The organism is Bacteroidales bacterium MB20-C3-3, assembly GCA_035609245.1.
Taxonomy (GTDB): Bacteria; Bacteroidota; Bacteroidia; order Bacteroidales; family UBA932; genus Bact-08.
On sequence record CP141202.1, the window covers coordinates 98993 to 117368 of the forward strand.

15 protein-coding genes are annotated in these 18376 nt (G+C 39.7%); 5 read left to right on the plus strand and 10 right to left on the minus strand.

The window, feature by feature from the left end:
- Positions 1–124: 124 nt before the first annotated feature.
- The 3 genes from U5907_00500 to U5907_00510 form a co-directional block, all read right to left on the minus strand.
- Positions 125–904: a hypothetical protein gene (locus U5907_00500; protein ID WRQ33144.1), complete on the minus strand. Its 780-nt coding sequence runs from the start codon at positions 902–904 to the stop codon at positions 125–127.
- A 100-nt stretch (positions 905–1004) separates the two neighbouring features.
- On the minus strand, positions 1005–1259 hold the full coding sequence (locus U5907_00505; protein ID WRQ33145.1) for a hypothetical protein: 255 nt from the start codon (positions 1257–1259) through the stop codon (positions 1005–1007).
- A gap of 188 nt (positions 1260–1447) precedes the next feature.
- Positions 1448–1747, minus strand: a complete 300-nt coding sequence (locus U5907_00510) for a hypothetical protein (protein ID WRQ33146.1) — start codon at positions 1745–1747, stop codon at positions 1448–1450.
- A 134-nt stretch (positions 1748–1881) separates the two neighbouring features.
- Here U5907_00510 and U5907_00515 point away from each other — a divergent pair, with 134 nt between their 5' ends.
- On the plus strand, positions 1882–2826 hold the full coding sequence (locus U5907_00515; GenBank protein WRQ33147.1) for a D-2-hydroxyacid dehydrogenase: 945 nt from the start codon (positions 1882–1884) through the stop codon (positions 2824–2826).
- Here U5907_00515 and U5907_00520 read toward each other — a convergent pair.
- The 6 genes from U5907_00520 to U5907_00545 form a co-directional block, all read right to left on the minus strand.
- Positions 2818–3630 (minus strand): SDR family oxidoreductase, encoded by an 813-nt coding sequence (locus tag U5907_00520; GenBank protein ID WRQ33148.1) that lies wholly within the window; start codon positions 3628–3630, stop codon positions 2818–2820. The two genes, U5907_00515 and U5907_00520, sit on opposite strands and share 9 nt — an antisense overlap.
- A gap of 3 nt (positions 3631–3633) precedes the next feature.
- Positions 3634–4896: a pyridoxal phosphate-dependent aminotransferase family protein gene (locus U5907_00525; protein ID WRQ33149.1), complete on the minus strand. Its 1263-nt coding sequence runs from the start codon at positions 4894–4896 to the stop codon at positions 3634–3636.
- A gap of 11 nt (positions 4897–4907) precedes the next feature.
- Complete coding sequence (locus U5907_00530; GenBank protein ID WRQ33150.1) at positions 4908–5822, minus strand: peptidoglycan DD-metalloendopeptidase family protein; 915 nt, start codon at positions 5820–5822, stop codon at positions 4908–4910.
- Positions 5812–7788 (minus strand): DNA topoisomerase (ATP-hydrolyzing) subunit B, encoded by a 1977-nt coding sequence (gene gyrB / locus U5907_00535; protein WRQ33151.1) that lies wholly within the window; start codon positions 7786–7788, stop codon positions 5812–5814. Before gyrB ends, U5907_00530 begins: the two co-directional genes overlap by 11 nt.
- A 109-nt stretch (positions 7789–7897) precedes the next feature.
- Positions 7898–9628 carry a TonB-dependent receptor gene (locus U5907_00540; protein WRQ33152.1) on the minus strand — a complete coding sequence of 577 codons (1731 nt, stop codon included), beginning with the start codon at positions 9626–9628 and terminating at the stop codon, positions 7898–7900.
- Positions 9628–12630 (minus strand): tetratricopeptide repeat protein, encoded by a 3003-nt coding sequence (locus U5907_00545; protein ID WRQ33153.1) that lies wholly within the window; start codon positions 12628–12630, stop codon positions 9628–9630. Before U5907_00545 ends, U5907_00540 begins: the two co-directional genes overlap by 1 nt.
- A gap of 76 nt (positions 12631–12706) precedes the next feature.
- On the opposite strand from U5907_00545, the gene U5907_00550 reads away from it, so the two are divergent.
- A complete protein-coding gene (locus U5907_00550; protein WRQ33154.1) occupies positions 12707–13438 on the plus strand; it encodes an ATP-binding cassette domain-containing protein in 732 nt (243 codons plus the stop codon).
- Positions 13439–13442: 4 nt separating this feature from the next.
- The gene (gene nth / locus U5907_00555) at positions 13443–14081 is read left to right on the plus strand and encodes an endonuclease III (protein ID WRQ33155.1); all 639 of its coding nucleotides are present in this window, start codon (positions 13443–13445) and stop codon (positions 14079–14081) included.
- Here nth and pyk read toward each other — a convergent pair.
- A complete protein-coding gene (gene pyk, locus U5907_00560; protein ID WRQ33156.1) occupies positions 14076–15494 on the minus strand; it encodes a pyruvate kinase in 1419 nt (472 codons plus the stop codon). The two genes, nth and pyk, sit on opposite strands and share 6 nt — an antisense overlap.
- A gap of 38 nt (positions 15495–15532) precedes the next feature.
- On the opposite strand from pyk, the gene xerD reads away from it, so the two are divergent.
- A complete protein-coding gene (gene xerD, locus U5907_00565; GenBank protein WRQ33157.1) occupies positions 15533–16441 on the plus strand; it encodes a site-specific tyrosine recombinase XerD in 909 nt (302 codons plus the stop codon).
- Between the two features lie 37 nt (positions 16442–16478).
- The gene (locus tag U5907_00570) at positions 16479–18359 is read left to right on the plus strand and encodes a TonB-dependent receptor (protein ID WRQ33158.1); all 1881 of its coding nucleotides are present in this window, start codon (positions 16479–16481) and stop codon (positions 18357–18359) included.
- Positions 18360–18376 lie beyond the last annotated feature (17 nt).

The following is an 18376-nucleotide window of genomic DNA, read 5'->3' on the forward strand; positions in this document are numbered from 1 at the left end:
GTTTGCGGGCTACGTCCTTATCCACCGTTACAAACCTTGATACGGGACAGAAAGCTTCAAACTCCCACAGCCCCCGCCATTGGCTATATTGCGTGTTGTAGCCAGTTTTTATTTTTTTAATCATCTATTTATCTGTCCATTCTGGTGTTTTGCAATTACCCCCAATTATTTTCCAGTTATTAGTCTCCTTGTCATAAACAAATCGGAAATCAGGTATATATCCATTTGTTCCACCACATGCAATGGAATAATTTGCTTCTCGAAAATGTAATCCATTTTTAAAGAAAATTCCTTTTTTTACTTTTAATGCCAAATAGCCGAAGTTTATATCAATAGTATCATTTGAAATCTGTTTATGAGTAACTCTATATAACTTTAATGACTTGCCGTGCTTATAGGCGTAATCAAATAATTCATCTGCTGAAAGAAATTTATAAACACTATTATGGTCAAAGTTATTTTTAATCCTATCAATCTGCTCGTTTGGCTCAATGAATTTCCATCCACTCGATAATTGCAAATCAATCCGGCTGTTTAAGGCTTTTAAATAAATACTATCCAATGTCTGTTTGTCAATCTGCTCTTGATTGTTCGGTATTGTTTCAAGCAGCGAACTAATCTGTTTGAAATATTTTTTCTTGGGATAAATTAAAACTACTCCATTCCCGTTTCCATAAAGATATTTTTGCTCCTCACTTTTTAAAACTTCAATTTTATCTATCCAATTGGGATTTATGGAATTTGGAATTGAGTCTAAAAAATATTCAGTTTTGTCCATTTTAATCACAAACTTGGGTAACGAATCAAGAGGCTCGTTATTTATTCGAACATTTATATCATTTTTATCCTGTCCGTAAGCTAAAAGTGAAAGCGAAAAAATCAATATTGAAAATATGTATCTCATTTGCTGTTCGGTTTTCTAAAATTGGCTACAACGGACGGGGGTATGGGGCGGCCACTGTCTATATCTGTCTCAAATAAAAGTGGCTGCACTATACCTTGTGTTATGAGTTAGTTAATAAATCTTTGTATTCGCTTTTCGTCATTATTTCGGTAGCTTTCAAGTAGTCAATCTTATTAATTCGGATGCTTATGTTTTCTATCGGAGCAAATCCAGAATAGACATTTAATACAGAAGAGGCCGGATTATCTGACATCAGTACTGAATAGATCTGATAATCCTCCAAAAGCTGCTGTATATCTTCTGCGATGAATTTATCTTCAATCTCAACTAGCGTAATCAAATCACTTTCAGTCATATTATTTATTAATTACTCATAACTTGTTTATAGATCCATGTTTATTGAATATATCATTCGAAAAAATAGAGATATGTACACGTTTATGGAATAATGCATTTCTCTAAAACAAAATTAATTAATTGACAAAATTCTTTTAGGATAAAATATGACATCTATAAGAATGTCATGAAGTTAACTATTCTTTTTTAATTCCCAAACCTCTTCACCCCCACCATCTCCAATTCCATCTCTTCAATCAACAAAGCCAGCTCTTCTTCGTTACCAAAATCCCCCAGCTCCTTAACCTTCAGAAATGTCATATTCTTCATCGGATCCCTCTGCTCCTCAACCGGAATAATCGGAATATACTCTTTCCGGTGCTGCCTAATCAACAGGTCCGCAATATACACATGGTTGATTCTGTCCTCCTCAGTGGCACTCTTCTCCAGGATGTCAGAGACTGTTATATCAAGATCCTTTATTTGAGACAACTTCTCCTTCCACATGTGGTTTATTTAACCGATGGGTCACCTCGGAAAATTCAGTTACCAAAACAGAGAATTCTTTAAAAAATATAGATATCTTTGTAGTGTCTTGAGACATATTGGCCAATCTCGTTCAGAATATCAGGTAAAAAAATATGAAAATTGTATTTCTAGATTCTTCAACTTTAGGTGAGGGAGTGGATTATTCTATAATTGAAAGAGTGGGGGAGTTAACTCTCTATCCTCACACATCAACCTCAGAGATTCCGTCAAGAGTCTCTGCTGCAGAGGTTGTTATTGTGAACAAAGTTAAAATGTTCAGGGAGCAGATTGATGCTGCTCCTAAGCTAAAGCTTATATGTGTGGCAGCTACCGGTACAAATAATGTGGATAGTGAATATGCTGCTTCAAAGGGTATTTTAGTTAAAAATGTTGTTGGATATTCAACTGAAAGTGTTGTTCAGATTACATTCGGAGCAATACTTGCCCTGGTAAATCATACTATCTATTTTGATAATCAGGTAAAGAGCGGAGAGTACTCAAAGAGCCTCCATTTTACTGATACAGGAAGGTCTTTTTCTGAAATCTCCGGGAAAAATTTTGGAATAATTGGAATGGGTAATATTGGAAAACGGGTAGCTGAAATAGCAACAGCCTTTGGTGCAAATGTTATGTATTACTCAACTGCGGGAAAGTCTCACTGTAAAAAATATCCAGCTGTATCTCTGGAAGAGCTGCTGACAAAATGTGATATTGTATCCATTCATGCTCCGCTAAACGAGAAAACAAGTAACCTTATTTCAATGAAGGAGATTAAGCTTATGAAGCCTGATGCTATTCTTGTAAATATGGGCAGAGGGGGTATTGTAAACGAGGCAGACCTGGCCAAGGCTATTGATTATGGCCTGCTTGGAGGTGCTGCATCTGATGTTTATGAGCAGGAGCCTATTCCTGTTAATCACCCATATCTTAAGGTCTTGAAAAGGGAGAGACTAATTCTAACTCCCCATATAGGGTGGTCTGGTGAAAGTGCAAAAAAAAGGCTGCTTGAGGGAATTGCAGCCAATATTGAGTCATATCTTCAGAGCCGGTCACTTTAGGGGTGAGTCCGGCTCTTTTTTCATAAATGAGTACTCCAGTCTGTCAACCAATCTTGGGAAAAATTTATTAAGATTAACTGTCAATCTTCCTATAAATGTGAGGATTACCTGAGACTTTCTCTTTTTTATCCCTTTGACAAGATGCTGAGCACACTCTTCTGCCGACATCATTTTGCCTTCATCTCTCGGTGTTGATCCCTGTTGAGTCCCGTCTGCCACCAGAGCCTTTTCTCTGATTGATGAGGCTGTGAAGCCGGGGGCAAATATCATTACATGGAGATTCTCTTTCAAATGTTCAATTCTTAGTGTGTCAAGAAATCCGTATACAGCAAATTTTGAAGCTGAGTATCCTGTTCTCGCCGGGAGACCTTTAAAGCCTGCAATAGAGATAACTCCAACTACAGAGCCCCTGGTTTCAAGAATCCATGGGAGTGCATATTTTGTGCAATAGACAGTTCCCCAGAAATTCACATCCATAAGATTTTTGATTACGGAGAGATCAAGATCTTTGAACATTGCTCTCATTGATATTCCTGCGTTATTAATCAGAATATCTATTCTTCCGTATTTAGTGATGGTCTGTTCAATGAGATTTTGACACTCCTCCTCAACAGTAACATCTGTCTTAATACAAATAATTTCATTTTGAGAGAGTTCTTCCTTGAGCTTATTTAGTTTTTCAATATTTCTGGCTGCAACAGCCAGCTTTGAACCTTCGGCGGCAAAAGCCTTTGCCGCCGCCAGTCCAATACCGGAACTTGCACCTGTTATTACAACAACCTTGTCTTTTAGAGATTGTTTCATTTTTCAGACTACAGCTTCTGTAGATTTGTCCTGCATCTCTTCTGCTTTATATGCACCTTTTTTAAGGTTCTCTCCAATCTGTCCAAAGGCATTTAAAGTGTACTCAACATCCTCAAGTGAGTGCATAGCGGTAGGGATGATTCTGAACATAATAACTCCCTTAGGCACTACAGGATATACAACTACTGAACAGAAGATTTTGTGGTTTTCCCTTAAGTCGATAAGTATATTTGTTGCTTCGGCAACATTTCCCTGAAGAAATACAGGTGTAACGCAAGCCTCTGCTTTTCCAATATCAAACCCTCTCTCTCTTAGCCCTTTTTGTAGAGCTCTTGTAATTGTCCAGAGTTTCTCTCTCAATTCAGGCATTGAGCGAATCATATCCAGTCTCTTGAGGTTTCCCTCTACAAGTGGCATAGGTAATGATTTTGCGTAAATCTGAGAACGGAGGTTATATCTTAGATAATTGATAATCTGTTTGTCCCCTGCAACAAAACCTCCGATTGATGCCATTGATTTTGCAAAGGCTCCAAAATAGAGATCAATTTCATCTATAACTCCATAGTATTCAGAGGTTCCTCTTCCGTTATCCCCCATTACTCCAAATCCATGAGCATCATCAATAAGAATCCGGAAATTGTACTTTTTCTTGAGTTCAACTATCTTGTCAAGAATACCCAGGTCTCCGGTCATCCCGTAAACTCCCTCTGTGATTAGAAGGATTCCTCCACCTGTCTCCTCTGTAAGTTTGGTGGCTCTTGCAAGTGCCTTTTCACACTTTTCAATATCGTTGTGAGGGTATACAATTCTCTGACCCATGTGAAGTCTGACGCCATCCATAATACAGGCATGAGCCTCTGAGTCGTAAACAATAATATCGTGTCTGTTGACCAGTGCATCAATTGTGGATACCATTCCCTGATAGCCAAAGTTGAAGAGGTAAGCGTCCTCTTTTAATTCAAATTCGGCAAGTTCTCTTTCAAGTTGCTCATGAAGTGCTGTCTGTCCTGACATCATTCTGGCGCCCATTGGGTAACCCAGGCCCCACTTAGCAGCAGCATCTGCATCGGCTTTGCGAACTTCAGGATGGTTTGCCAGGCCAAGGTAGTTATTGAATGTCCAGGCAAGAACCTCTTTTCCGTTGAAAGTCATCTTTGGTTGTATCTGACCCTCAAGCTTTGGGAACATAAAATATCCGTGAGCTTTTTTTCTGTATTGGCCGAGTGGTCCTCCCTCGTCGTTTTTTATTCTGTCAAAAATGTCCATTATAAAAATGTTTAGGTATATCTTAGTCTTCTTCCAATTCTTAGAATTGTTGTTCTCTTAATTCCGTTAAGCGAGCAAAGTTTGCTGATTGATACTCCGGTTCTCATAGCAATCCTTCCTAATGTATCACCTTTCCGAATTGTCCAGTATCTGATTTTCTCAATCTCTTTTTTGTATTCAAAATGCTTGGCATTGAGGAGAAGGATGTTATTGTGAATAGTATATTTGCTAAAATCTACAAGGTGGTTTGGATTAATTGGATTGCCAAGGTACCTGGTCTCAAAATGGAGGTGGTTTCCGGTAGATCTTCCTGTGCTTCCACCAAGTCCTATCGTATGGCCGGACTTAACAGTATCTCCCGGGTTAACCAGGATTTTGCTGAGGTGGGCGTAAAGAGTTTCCAATCCGTTGAAGTGTCTCAACAGAACATAATAACCATAATCTCTTGCTCTTTTTGTAATTCTTACAACTCCGTCAAACGCTGCCGCAACGCTGTCTCCCTTGTCAACTTTAAGGTCAATTCCGTAGTGAAACCGCCATTTTCTGAATCCAAAATCAGATGTTATATGCCTGGATCCCGGATGTGAAAATCCACTCAGATCAATTCTGATGGTGTCTTTCATATCCTTGAGGTCTACCTGATAGGGATTTACCTTTGTGTCACTCCATATATCATACTCCTCCGGTGCATCATCAAATTCAACCATTCTGATGAAGTCCAGAATTTCAGGAATCTGTTTTGGGAGTTCCGGTTTAAATAGCGGATGGTCATACAGAGAGATAACTTCAGGAAATTTAATCCGGAATGACGGAACATCAATGGGTACCGAGGAGAGAACCCTTCTTTCAGAAGATGCTCTTGAAATATTTGGTAAAAGAATAGTGGCAAATATTAATGCAGTTGCCACTATCTTGCTAGGCGTCAATTTTAGCGTATTTTGCATGAGTCTCAATAAATTCTCTGCGTGGCGGAACTTCGTCTCCCATTAACATGGAAAAGATTCTGTCTGCCTCTGCTGCGTTGTCTATTGTTACTTGTCTTAGTATTCTTGTATCGGGATTCATAGTAGTATCCCATAACTGAATTGCATTCATCTCTCCGAGACCTTTGTATCTCTGTAGTGATACTCCTGACTCTTTTCCCCCTCCTATCTCCAGTGTCGCAAGTTTCCTCTCCTCTTCCGTCCAGCAATATCTCTCTTGTTTTCCTTTTTTTACGAGGTAGAGAGGAGGGGTTGCAATATAGACATAGCCGCTCTTGATAAGGTCAAGCATATGTCTGAAGAAGAATGTGAGAATCAGGGTTGCAATGTGACTACCATCCACATCCGCGTCGGTCATAATTATAACTTTATGGTATCTGAGCTTAGAGAGGTTGAGCCCTTTGCTGTCCTCCTCAGTACCTATGGTAACTCCCAGTGCAGTATAAATGTTCCTGATCTCCTCACTTTCAAAGACTTTGTGTTCCATAGCCTTCTCAACATTGAGAATTTTTCCCCTTAGAGGAAGAATTGCCTGGAAACCCCTGTCCCTGCCTGTTTTGGCGGTTCCTCCTGCCGAGTCTCCCTCGACAAGGAAAATCTCGCACTTCTCAGGATTTCTGTCGCTGCAGTCAGCTAATTTACCGGGAAGGCCGGCTCCGGACATTACAGTTTTACGCTGTACCATCTCCCGGGCCTTTCTGGCTGCATGTCTCGCTGTTGCTGCAAGAATAACTTTATCTACAATATTCTTTGCATCTTTTGGATTCTCTTCAAGATAGTATTCAAGGGCTGCAGTTGTTGCCTGAGATACTGCGGCCATCACCTCAGAGTTTCCCAGTTTTGTTTTTGTCTGACCTTCAAACTGCGGCTCCGCTACTTTAACCGATATAATAGCAGTTAAACCTTCGCGGAAGTCAGAGGCATCAATCTCAAACTTAAGTTTGGATAGCAGACCATTTTTATCTGCGTAGTTTTTGAGTGTTGTGGTCAGACCTCTTCTGAATCCGGAGAGGTGTGTTCCTCCCTCAATAGTGTTTATATTGTTAACATAAGAGTGGATGTTTTCTGAAAAGCCAGTATTGTATTGCATTGCAATTTCAATTGGCATACCCGTTTTATCACCCTCCAGATATATTGGTTTCTCTGTAAGTTTCTCTCTGTTTCCATCCAGGTACTGAACAAACTCCAGCAGACCCAGCTCTGAGTGGAAAACCTCTCTTAACGGAAGTTCGTGCTCTCCCTCCTCTGAATTCTCCTGCTCTCTGTAATCTTCCAGAACAAGTTTTACATTTTTGTTAAGATAGGCAAGTTCTCTGAGTCTTGTTGCAAGTATGTCATAGTTATAGTTTGTGCCGAGAACAAATATCTCGGGATCCGGACTAAAGGTAATTATTGTCCCTCTTTTGTCTGAATCGCCTACCAATTTAACGGGATACTGGGGAATACCTTTTTTAAACTCCTGGATAAATTGTTTTCCGTCTCTGTGAATTTCTGCAGTCAAATGCTGTGAGAGAGCATTAACGCAGGAAACACCAACACCGTGGAGACCTCCGGAAACTTTATATGAGTCTTTACTGAATTTACCACCTGCGTGGAGAACAGTAAGAACAACCTCCAGTGCGGATCTGCCCTCTTTTTCGTGTATATCGGTAGGGATGCCCCTTCCGTTATCCTCTACCGTGATAGAGTTATCTGCATTTATCTTTACCAGAATATCTGTGCAATATCCTCCAAGTGCTTCATCTATTGAGTTGTCAACTACTTCATAAACCAAATGATGCAATCCTCTGCTTCCAACATCTCCAATGTACATTGAAGGTCTTTTTCTTACTGCCTCAAGCCCTTCCAAAACCTGTATGCTATCAGCGGAGTATTGTCCGCTGATTGATAGGGATCCCTGTTCTGTCATATTAGAATTTATCTCTTATTAAAGAGGCAAAGTTAATCAAAAGCATAAAAAAAACCTAATTATTTTTGATAAATAATCAGGTTTACGAAAGGATGTATATTCATGGATATCAAAGAGTTATAATTACTCCTGCTGTTATGTTTATACCTCGGTATCCGTAGTCGGCCAGCCATAACCCTTGTGAGTTAAAGAGGTTGTTCCCCTTTAGGTAAAAGCTGAATTTTGAGTTATAGGAGTAATTGGCAAAAATGTTAAGAGTTGTGTATGGTTTGGTCTCAATCATAGCTGGTACTCCTGTTAAGTCAATAACACCTGTTCTTATAATAACAGGCATTGATGATTTATGAATCAGCTCTGCACCCGCGCTTACTCTTCCTCTCCAGTTATACCTTGCATGAAGGCCTGCCTCAAATGGAGAATGGTTGTAAGAGGGAAGTGAGTCTGGTCGTGAATAGTGGTTGTAAACCGCTTTTGCTCCTGCTTCAAACTCGTTAGATCTCCAGGATACCTCAGCGCCTGCTGAGTATTTATTCAATGATGCATAGTCTGCGTGAAAGATATTTACCATTCCGTCCCAGTTTTCGTCGTCTGATATTCTGAAAAATATCTCATCTCTGTATCTTGTATATCCTCCATATATATGGTAAGAGAATCTGTCCATTACTTGTCCCTTGAATCCTGCCTGACCGGTGAATGGTATCTCTGTATTCTTCAATTGTATGGATTGTGATATATAGTTATTCTCCTTAAGAAGCAATCCGTAGCCTCTGAAAATGGTTCCTCCGTCAGCTTCTGCATAAAACCAAAGATTGGAAGGGATAAGGGCAATTGAGGCTTTACCGTTGAAGTAAAAATCAAAGCCCTCCTCATCAGCTTCTGCCCATTTGTTTATCTTTACTCCGGCTTCCAGCAGCCACCTTCTTTGAGTGAAGATGTATCTCGGGTGTGCTGTAAGTGAGTATCTTCCAAAATCAGGATTTAATGAACTTTTTGAGTTTTCAAGATCGATGCCTACCATAAATTTATGGTTATCTCCAAATGATGGTCCAAAATCTGCCTTTATCTTAAAATAGTCCTCCTGAACCTTTTTTCCGTTGAACCTGGAAAGGTCATCCGTGAACATATAATCTGCAGATAGAAGGTAATTAAAGGCTCTTGGGGAGGGGTTAGCTGAACGAACAAAAAATCCCCCCTCAAAATTATTGAATCTTCTGGAGAGGGTGTCTCGCATATATCTCCACGAAAGTGATTCAGGTATCAATGTTTGTGCGAAATCTCCGAATCCGTGAAGTGATGCCTGTCTGTTTGTCCCTTTTATGTCAATTCCAGCCTCTCCCCGTTTCCATGAGTATTCAAATGCAACTCCACCTGTGTTCAGATGTTCCGGAGCCTGTACATCATCTATTTTTCCAAAATATGATGAATGCTCTCCAAACAGAAGCAAATTAAGTCCGTTGGGAAGGTTTGGCTGATAGTAAATATTTGCAAATGGGGCAAGAGGAAAGGATGTAGCCAGCTGAGCCTGGAATACAGGGTGTCTCTCCCTTCCCCTTTTCTCAATTTGTGCGGAGGGCAGGGGGGAGAATTCATACAGGTCCCGGACTGGTTTGTTGAAAACAGTATAGTCAAATATCAGATTAAATCTTGATATTGAGTCTGCAATTTGAAAGGGTAATTTGCTTTTGGTTATCTCCATCAGTTTACCGTCAAATTCTCTTCGTACCTCAAGTGTCGGGTCAATTTTCTGTTGTCCGTAAAGTGATGGCGATTTTGTTGCAAAGAGGGAAAAAAGTATTATTGCTACCCCAAATTTTATGTGTTTGTTAACTGTTTTCATCATTACCTCTTTTGAATTTTTTCAAGTCTTACGGCTAATTGATCTGCTATATCATCTTTTCCGTTTGATTTATAACTCTCTTTAATACTTTCGTATGTGGCACGTGCCTGTTCGATATTATCTCTCTCTGCATAGGAGTCTCCCAGCAGAATAAAGCTTTTTGCCAGCCAGTATGTCTGAGGAGAGCCGGAGTCTGAGAATGAGAAAGTCTCTTTTTCAACGGCTTCGAAATCACCATTGTCAAAATGATTGGCTATTATCAGGTAAGCAGCCTCTGCCCCCTCCGGTGTAACTTTATTTGATGAAATCTCTCTGAGGATTGGTAGAGCTTTACTTCTGTTACCGGTCAGATAATGAGATTTACCCTCAATGTATTTTATCTCTCTTAACTGAGCTTCGGTTAATCCGCTTTTATCCATCCTGCCGGACTCAGCTATGGCGTTTTCATACTGCCTCTCCATAAAAAATGATTTAAGCCGACCCATAACAGCCTCTTTTCTGTTGTTCTCCAGCTTAGCTATAAGTACAAGAGTTGAGTACCCTTCCAGTGCCTGTTTGTAATTTTCAAGTGAGTATGAAATCCTTGAGTAATTGAGGGTGGCTAGTTCCGTAAAAGAGCCCTCTCCTAGATCCATAACTCTCCGGTAGGAGTCAAGGGCAAGCTCGGGCTTCCCTGTTCTGTTGTAGGAGTCTCCAAGATAGAAGAGTGCTTGTGCTTTTTTAATGCTGTTAGGATAGGTGTTGAGAAAAGAGGAGATTGAGCTGATTGCCCCTCCGTAATTTCCATTAAGATAGAGTCTTTCTGCTGCTGTGAAAAGAATTGACTCTCTGTCAGATACGCTTCTGGTTTTTGAAAGACCTGTCTGATCCAGATATGAGAGGAATTCCTGAGCCTCTCCGCGTTCCTGATATATGCTCTCCAGTCCTGCGATGGCATCCTGTGCCTCTTGGGATTGCGGGGCAACAGAGAGAATCTGTTTATAGTAATTCATTGCTTCATTGTGATCTCCCCTGTTGAGCGAAATCAATCCCAACTCCAGTAAGGATTTTGGATAGTAGCCGCTCTCTCTGTATCTTGAATTTAATTCCTGGAAATATTTAATTGCTGTTTCATTATCTCCCGTCTGTACAAGAGTTCTTCCCAGTTCATATATAATTTCCGGATGGAGAGTACTTCTCTCAGCTGTATTGACAAGCTTCTCAAGAGCTTCAATTTTTGAATTATCGTCTCCTGAAAGTCCTTTTGCAATAGCAAGCTGGTAATTTGCGTAGGCGTATGAGTTAATATCAGATGCAGGTACCAGGGAAAACATATCTGCTGCTGCCTGAAACTTCCTCTGCATAAAGAGAGCATCTCCCAGTCTCAGCCTTGCTTCTGTAACGAATTTGCCGGAACCCGGCTGTGAAATGTATCTGGCAAACCACTGCTCGGCCTGAGAAAAATTACCATTCTTAAAATATGAGTATGCAAGGTTGTAAACTGAAAGAGGATATTCTGCAGTTTGTCTGAACCTGGAATTATTTACAAGAGATTGATTAATATCCACTGATTTCTGGAACTGGTTGTCCCTGTAATAGGCCTCTGCTAGCCAGAATCTTGCAAGCTCTTTTATTCTGTCATTGTAATTCCCGTTGGCTGCAGAGAGTTCCAAAACCGGTACAGCCTCTCTGAAAGCACCTAGTTCAATAAGTTCAATCCCTCTCAAAAGGGAGGCTTTTTGCAGGTTTACTGCATCTTTTGGCTGAGGGAATCTGATTTGCCTAAGCGCTTCAATTGCTGATTTATAATCTTTATTGATTATTGACGCTGTTGCAATATAATTTTGAATTTCATTGTACTTGGAATCAGCCGGAGAGTACTCTGTAAGATATCTTTTGAAAACTGATATGTCTTGATTCAGGTCAAATGAGAGTTTTGCAAAATTAAACATTGCATCCTCTCTGATTGCCGGATCAAAATTATATCTTGTTGCATTTCTGAATGCAATGAGTGCTGCTTGTTTGTTTTTTATCTGGATATAGCTGTGGCCCAGATGGTATTGGGAGTTCTGAGCTATAGTATCCTCTGTGTCTCCTAATTGGTTAAATGCATCTGCTGCCTGCTGGAAGTTGCCGAGTGAGTATGATATTATCCCTGAATAGTATATGTCTTTTCTGCTGAGATCAGTTGTGGAAAACTTGAATTGTTCAAAGAAAAAGTTTGCCTTCTGAGAGTTTCCTGTAGCAAAGTATGCCTCAGAGAGAAATCGGGCTGCCTTGGTGCGGAACTCTCCTGTTAATTCAGGGAAAATCTTCTCTCCTCCTGAGATTACCTCTTCATATCTCTTAAGCATAAATGCCGATTCTATCTTGTAGTACACGGCCATGTTCCTGAATCTTGGGTCGTTCTCAATTTCTGAAAACCTCTCAATTGCCTTCCTGAAATCTTTTTGCATATATGAGAGGTAAGCCAGATAATATTTGGCAGGATTTGTAAAAGAGGTGTGTTTGAAACTTACCACTTTGTTAAAAAATAGTTCTGACTCAGACAATCTTCCTGTCCTCATAAGGCCGTATCCCTTCATAAAGTTGAATTCGTTGCCCTGGACAGGTGTGAGACTCCTGATATTAATCATATCCATTATCTCTCCTGCACGGATATAGTCCTGCAGATTGAAAAAATAGGCTGCCTGATTAAGTCTTATACTCTCTTTTTCGCTTGAGTGCGGGTATTTATCAATATACTCATCAACTAATCCGTCAATATTAGGGAAATTTAGTTTAATAGCGCACAAAACACCAATAGCTTCTGCATCAGATAGTTCTGTTTGTGTAATTTGATTTTTTCCGCTTTCAGAGATTATATCATTGACAATTTTCATTGCAGCCGGATACATTGCTCTTTCGTATAAACTTTTGGCATTGTGCAATTTCTCCCTGCGGCCGGGATTATTTTGTGCAGCTATTTGTGAAGAGATTAGCGCTGTTAGCAGGGTTGCATATATAAGTTTGCAGATTACTTTCATTTTTGTCAATCTTTAGAAAGATGTCACTATTTAGATGTCAAATTTAGTAAATTTGCACCAATTAACAGCAATCATCATGCCTACAGAGCTTTTTAAACCAATTATAGAGATAACAAATGCAGATATTGTCAAGGAGGAGAGTCTGATTATATCAGATCTCAATATTTCAATAAACAAGGGAGAGATTGTGTACCTGGTTGGTCGTGTAGGCAGTGGTAAAACCTCTGTCATTAAAACAATCATAGGTGAGATTCCCCTGAAGAGGGGGGAGGCAAAAATTGCGGGGTTTAATCTTGCAAAACTCCCGGCAAACAAAATCCACCTTTTAAGAAGAAAGATAGGTGTTGTTTTTCAGGATTTTCAGCTTCTCACAGACAGAAGTGTATATGATAATTTGAAATTTGTATTACAATCTACCGGTTGGAGGGATAGGGCAACAATGGATTCTGTTATTAAAGCAAGGCTTGAAAGTGTTGGTATGCAGCTTAAAGCGCATAAAATGCCACATCAACTCTCAGGAGGCGAGCAGCAGAGGGTTGCCATTGCAAGGGCGTTGCTCAATAATCCAGAGATCATTCTGGCCGATGAACCCACAGGTAATCTTGACTCGGAAACAGCATCTGAGATAATGAACCTTTTAATGAAGATTCACAGGGAGGAGGAGCCGGCTATTGTTATAGTAACTCACAACAGATCAATTGTAAAAAGATACCCCGGCCGGGTTCTGCTTTGTGAAAACCTTACTTGTTCAGAGATTGAGGCTATTCAGGAGATTGATATCTCCAGATTGATGGAGGACGATTTTTGATATTATGAACAGAAGGGAGCGATATTCAAAAGTTCTTGGGTGGTTTAAGGAGAATGTTCCTGTGGCAGAGACGGAGCTAAAATATGATTCTCCTTTTGGCCTGATAGTGGCTGTTATTCTATCGGCACAATGTACCGACAAAAGGGTTAACCTTGTGACACCGGACCTTCTTAAAGCATATCCTGATGCCGATACTATGGCAAAAGCCACGCCTGAGGATATTCTCCCATATATTTCATCAGTTACTTTTCCAAATAATAAAAGCAGGCATCTTGCAGCTATGGCGAGAGAGCTGGCAGTAAGATTTAATTCTGTGGTTCCGGATGATCCTGAGGAGCTGCAAAGACTCCCCGGGGTCGGCAGAAAAACGGCAAATGTTATAGCCTCTGTAATATACGGTAAACCTTTTATTGCTGTGGATACGCATGTCTTCAGAGTATCGAGGAGGTTAGGCCTCTCGTCCGGAGATGATGTTTTGAAGGTTGAAATGGATTTGACAAAAAATATCCCTGCTGAGCAGAGAGCAATTGCTCACCATTGGCTGATTCTTCATGGCAGGTATATATGTACAGCCAGAAAACCAAAATGCACCGGCTGCGGGCTCAGTGCATTTTGTAAATATTATGAAGATACAGCTTTATGAGATCATATTCTCAATAGTGCTTACTTCAATAAATGATGCACCTGCTTGCACTCCAAAGCTGCCGGCAAGGACACCAATCATATCGGACTTAGTTACCATTTTGTCTGCAAGTAGTTTTTGTGCAGACTCTTTTACAAAGTCATCTTTTGATGGTACAAGGGATACAAAATAGCTGTATACCCCAAAAGAGAGTGCAAGTTCCCTCATTACATTTGGTTTGTAGCATTTAGCATGGATAGGAACTTTAGGTCTTAGAGCTGATACATATCTTCCTGTTCTGCCTGTCATTGTGTCAATTACAATATGTTTAATCGGTAATTGAGTTGTGGCATATACAAGTGACCTTGCAAGCACCTCGGCTGTTGGCCATGTAACGCTGCCTACTTTAAGATCAGTGCAGGGAGCCATATGCTGCTCTATCTCCATCGCAATGGTTTTCATAGTTCTTACAGACTCAACCGGGTATTTACCGTTTGCTGTTTCGCCGCTAAGCATTATTGCGTCTGTACTTTGAAATATTGCACTGGCTATGTCGTTTACCTCTGCCCTTGTTGGTCTTGGGTTGTCAATCATAGTATGGAGAAGCTGGGTTGCAATAATTACAGGTTTGTGCCTGGAGTGGCATTTGCAAATAATCTCTCTCTGTATAACAGGTATTTTTTCTGCCTCAATTTCAACACCAAGATCTCCTCTGGCAACCATTACTCCGTAACAATTATCAATAATTTCATCAATATTATCTACCCCCTCTTTATTTTCAATCTTGGCTATAACCTTAAGGTGCCCTTTGTGTTTTTTAATTATTCCGTTTATCTCATCCAGATCTGATTTGGATCTTACAAATGAGTGAGCTACAAAGTCCAGGTCATTTTCAACAGCCCATACAATGAAATCATGATCCTTTTGAGTAATTGAGGCTAATTTGGTTGAAACATTAGGTACATTAATACTTTTCTTCCCTTTGATTGTACCATCATTATCAACCACACATTTTAACTTGCCGTTCTTTTTCTCCTCTACAACAAGCTTAATCTCACCATCATCTATAAGAACACTTGCTCCAACAGGTATATCCTTGACAAAGCCGGAGTAATTTGTGTACAACAGGTAGTTTCCTGATATTCCGTTAATGTCGTCCGCGAAATAGACAATATCACCCTTTTTTACCTTGAATCCTTCAGGGGGATTCATTTCAGTGAGTCTGATTTCAGGACCCTTTGTGTCAATTAAAATAGCTATTTTATCTGATACCTTTCTGGTGTTGTTAACAATCTCTAATGATGATTGCAAAGTAGTGTGGGCTGAGTTTATTCTTACCACATTCATCCCCTCTTTGTACAGAGATTCAATAAACTCAGGGCTGCAGTTTCTGTCTGAGATAGTACAAACAATCTTTGTTTTCTTTTGAATCATATTTCTCCTAAATTTGTTGCAAAAGTAATCCATTTTATTTGAAAAGCGAAAGAGATAGCGGTTTACTAAGGGAGTTCATCTCATATTTAAGGCTTGAGAGATCAATGTCTAAAAACACTATTATATCATACTCCTCTGATCTTGAAAATTTTTTCACCTTCTGTTTAAATAAAAATTTTAATTTACTGAATAATGAGGGTGATACAGAGTTATTAATAGCATCTTATCTTGAATCAAGAGTGGCGGATGGTATATCAAAAAGATCTCAGGCAAGAGTAATCAGCTCTTTACGCGCCTTTTTTAAATTTCTTGAGATGGAGGGCAAAACAGAGAGCAATCCTACAGAGCGGATTGATTCACCAAAAATTGGAAGACATATACCTGTTGTTTTGTCTGTAAATGAGATTGAAAGAATTATCTCATCAGTAGACCTTTCTGCTCCTGAGGGACATAGAAACAGAGCAATAATAGAGGTTTTATACTCATGTGGCTTACGGGTAAGTGAACTGGTTTCGTTAAAAATTTCTGACCTTTTTCTGGAGGAGTCATTTTTAAGAGTAACAGGAAAAGGGGATAAACAGAGATTGATTCCAATAGGGGATCCCGCTTCCGATGCACTTAATCTCTATTTTTCTGTCAGGAGGCTCGGCAAAATATCTAAAGGGAGTGAGGATGTTGTTTTTCTTAACAGAAGAGGTGGAAAACTTTCAAGAGAGATGATATTTATTATGCTTAGAAAGCAGGCTGAAGCCGCTGGTATTGATAAAGAGATTTCTCCGCACACTTTCAGACACTCCTTTGCATCTCATCTTGTTGAAAATGGAGCTGATCTTAGGATTGTACAGCAGATGCTGGGGCACTCAAGTATTCTAACTACTGAGATATATACACACATAAATAGCGAGAGGTGGAGAGAGGGAATTTTAAAAGCACATCCCAGAAGATAGAGGAATTTCATATATTTGCCTATCAAAATATTTTTTAATGCGTATACTGACAATTTTTATTGCCATTCTCATGTCACTCTCTTCCGGGAGTTTATTTTCTAAAGACACAACATCCCAAAGGAATATTGATTCTCTTATAATAACCACCTCCAGAGTTTTGTTAAAACGGACACTCGTTCCAAACTCTGTTAATATTGTAAATAAATCAAAACTGGAGGCTTCTGCTAACTCAGCACTACTCCCCTCACTTGGAAGAGAGGTTCCGGGTCTGTTTGTTACTCAAAAAGGTGTTACAGGTTTTGGAGTATCTGAAGGCTCTGCCGGTGTTGTTAATATCAGAGGAATTGGGCAGGGAAACAAAGTTCTTCTGATGATGGACGGACAACCTCAGTTTGCGGGGATTTTTGGTCACGCTCTGCCTGATGTATATGTTGCCTCTGATGCAGAGAGAGTAGAGGTAGTAAGAGGGCCAGGCTCTTTGATTTATGGATCAAATGCAGCAGCTGGCGTAATTAATGTAATTACTCACAGACAGATGGAGGAGGGAGTCTCATTAAGAGGCCGGTTTATGTTTGGCTCTTACAATACTCAGAAGTATCTCCTTAACAGTGGTTTTTCAAAGGGCAAATTCTCAGGTTTTGTATCGTTAAATCATGATAGAACTGATGGTCACAGGGAGAATTCTGATTTTAGAATAACTAATGGATTTATTAAGACTGCTTATAATTTTAGCAAAACTTTTAAGTTACTGGCAGATTTCTCTGTTGCCAAAACAAATTCACAGAATCCGGGAAGAGCAGACAAACCAATTTATGATAATATAATAGATATTCTCAGAGGAAATGCCTCAATTTCCCTAGAGAACTCAAACGGAGATTTTACCGGCGCTCTTAAGGGGTTTTATGGTTTTGGAGATCATTACATTAATGATGGATATTTTACCGGAGAGCAACCCAGGAGTATGATGTTTAAGTCTATTGATCATAATTACGGATTGATGCTCTATCAAAGCTATTCAGGATTAAAAGGCACAACCGTGACTGTTGGCCTGGATTACAAAAACTGGGGGGGAAGAGCCTCCAATGTCCCGATACCAACATCGTCTGCTATAGAGGTTGAGCTTGTAAACAAAAGTGTATCAGAATTTGCCGCATATATAGTTGCTCAGCAAGAGCTGTTTAGCATACTCTCAATTAATGCCGGAATAAGGTATGAGAATAATTCTGTATTTGGAGGTGAGTGGGTTCCTCAGGCGGGTGCTAATCTCAATATTTTTAAAGGCACCACTGTTAAGTATATTTTTTCTAAAGGGTTCAGAAGCCCTAATATAAGGGAGATGTATATGTTTCCTCCTCAAAATCCCAATCTGCTGCCGGAGAGATTTTTTAACAATGAAATATCTATACTTCAGAACTTTTGGGGTGGAAGATTGACTGCAGAGGCTGCTGTGTTTCTGATTACAGGAGAGAACTTGATACAGTTTGCAATTGTTGATGGAAAACCAAGAAATATTAATTCCGGGAGAGTAAACAACAGAGGTTTTGAATTAGAGTTAAGAGGCAGAGTAACTGAAAATTTTGAGATCTCCTCAAACTACTCCTTTTTAAGTATGAAGAATCCTGTTTTAGCTGCTCCGGAGAGGATGTTTAACGCGAATATTCATTATTCTCCCGGGAAGTTTAAACTCTCAGCAGGAATACAGAGTATCAAAAATCTCTATCTTTCAATTGCTCCTGTACTTGAGATGGAGAGCTATACTTTGTTAAATGCATCAGTCTCCTATAGTGATAAAATTAAAAGATTAGGCTACACACTGTTTATAAAAGGAGATAACCTTACAGGTGCAAAATATTCAATTAATCCGGGATTCCCTATGCCGGGAGCAATGGTGTTTGCAGGTGTGAACCTGGATATTTAGCGATTAAGATTTTGGAG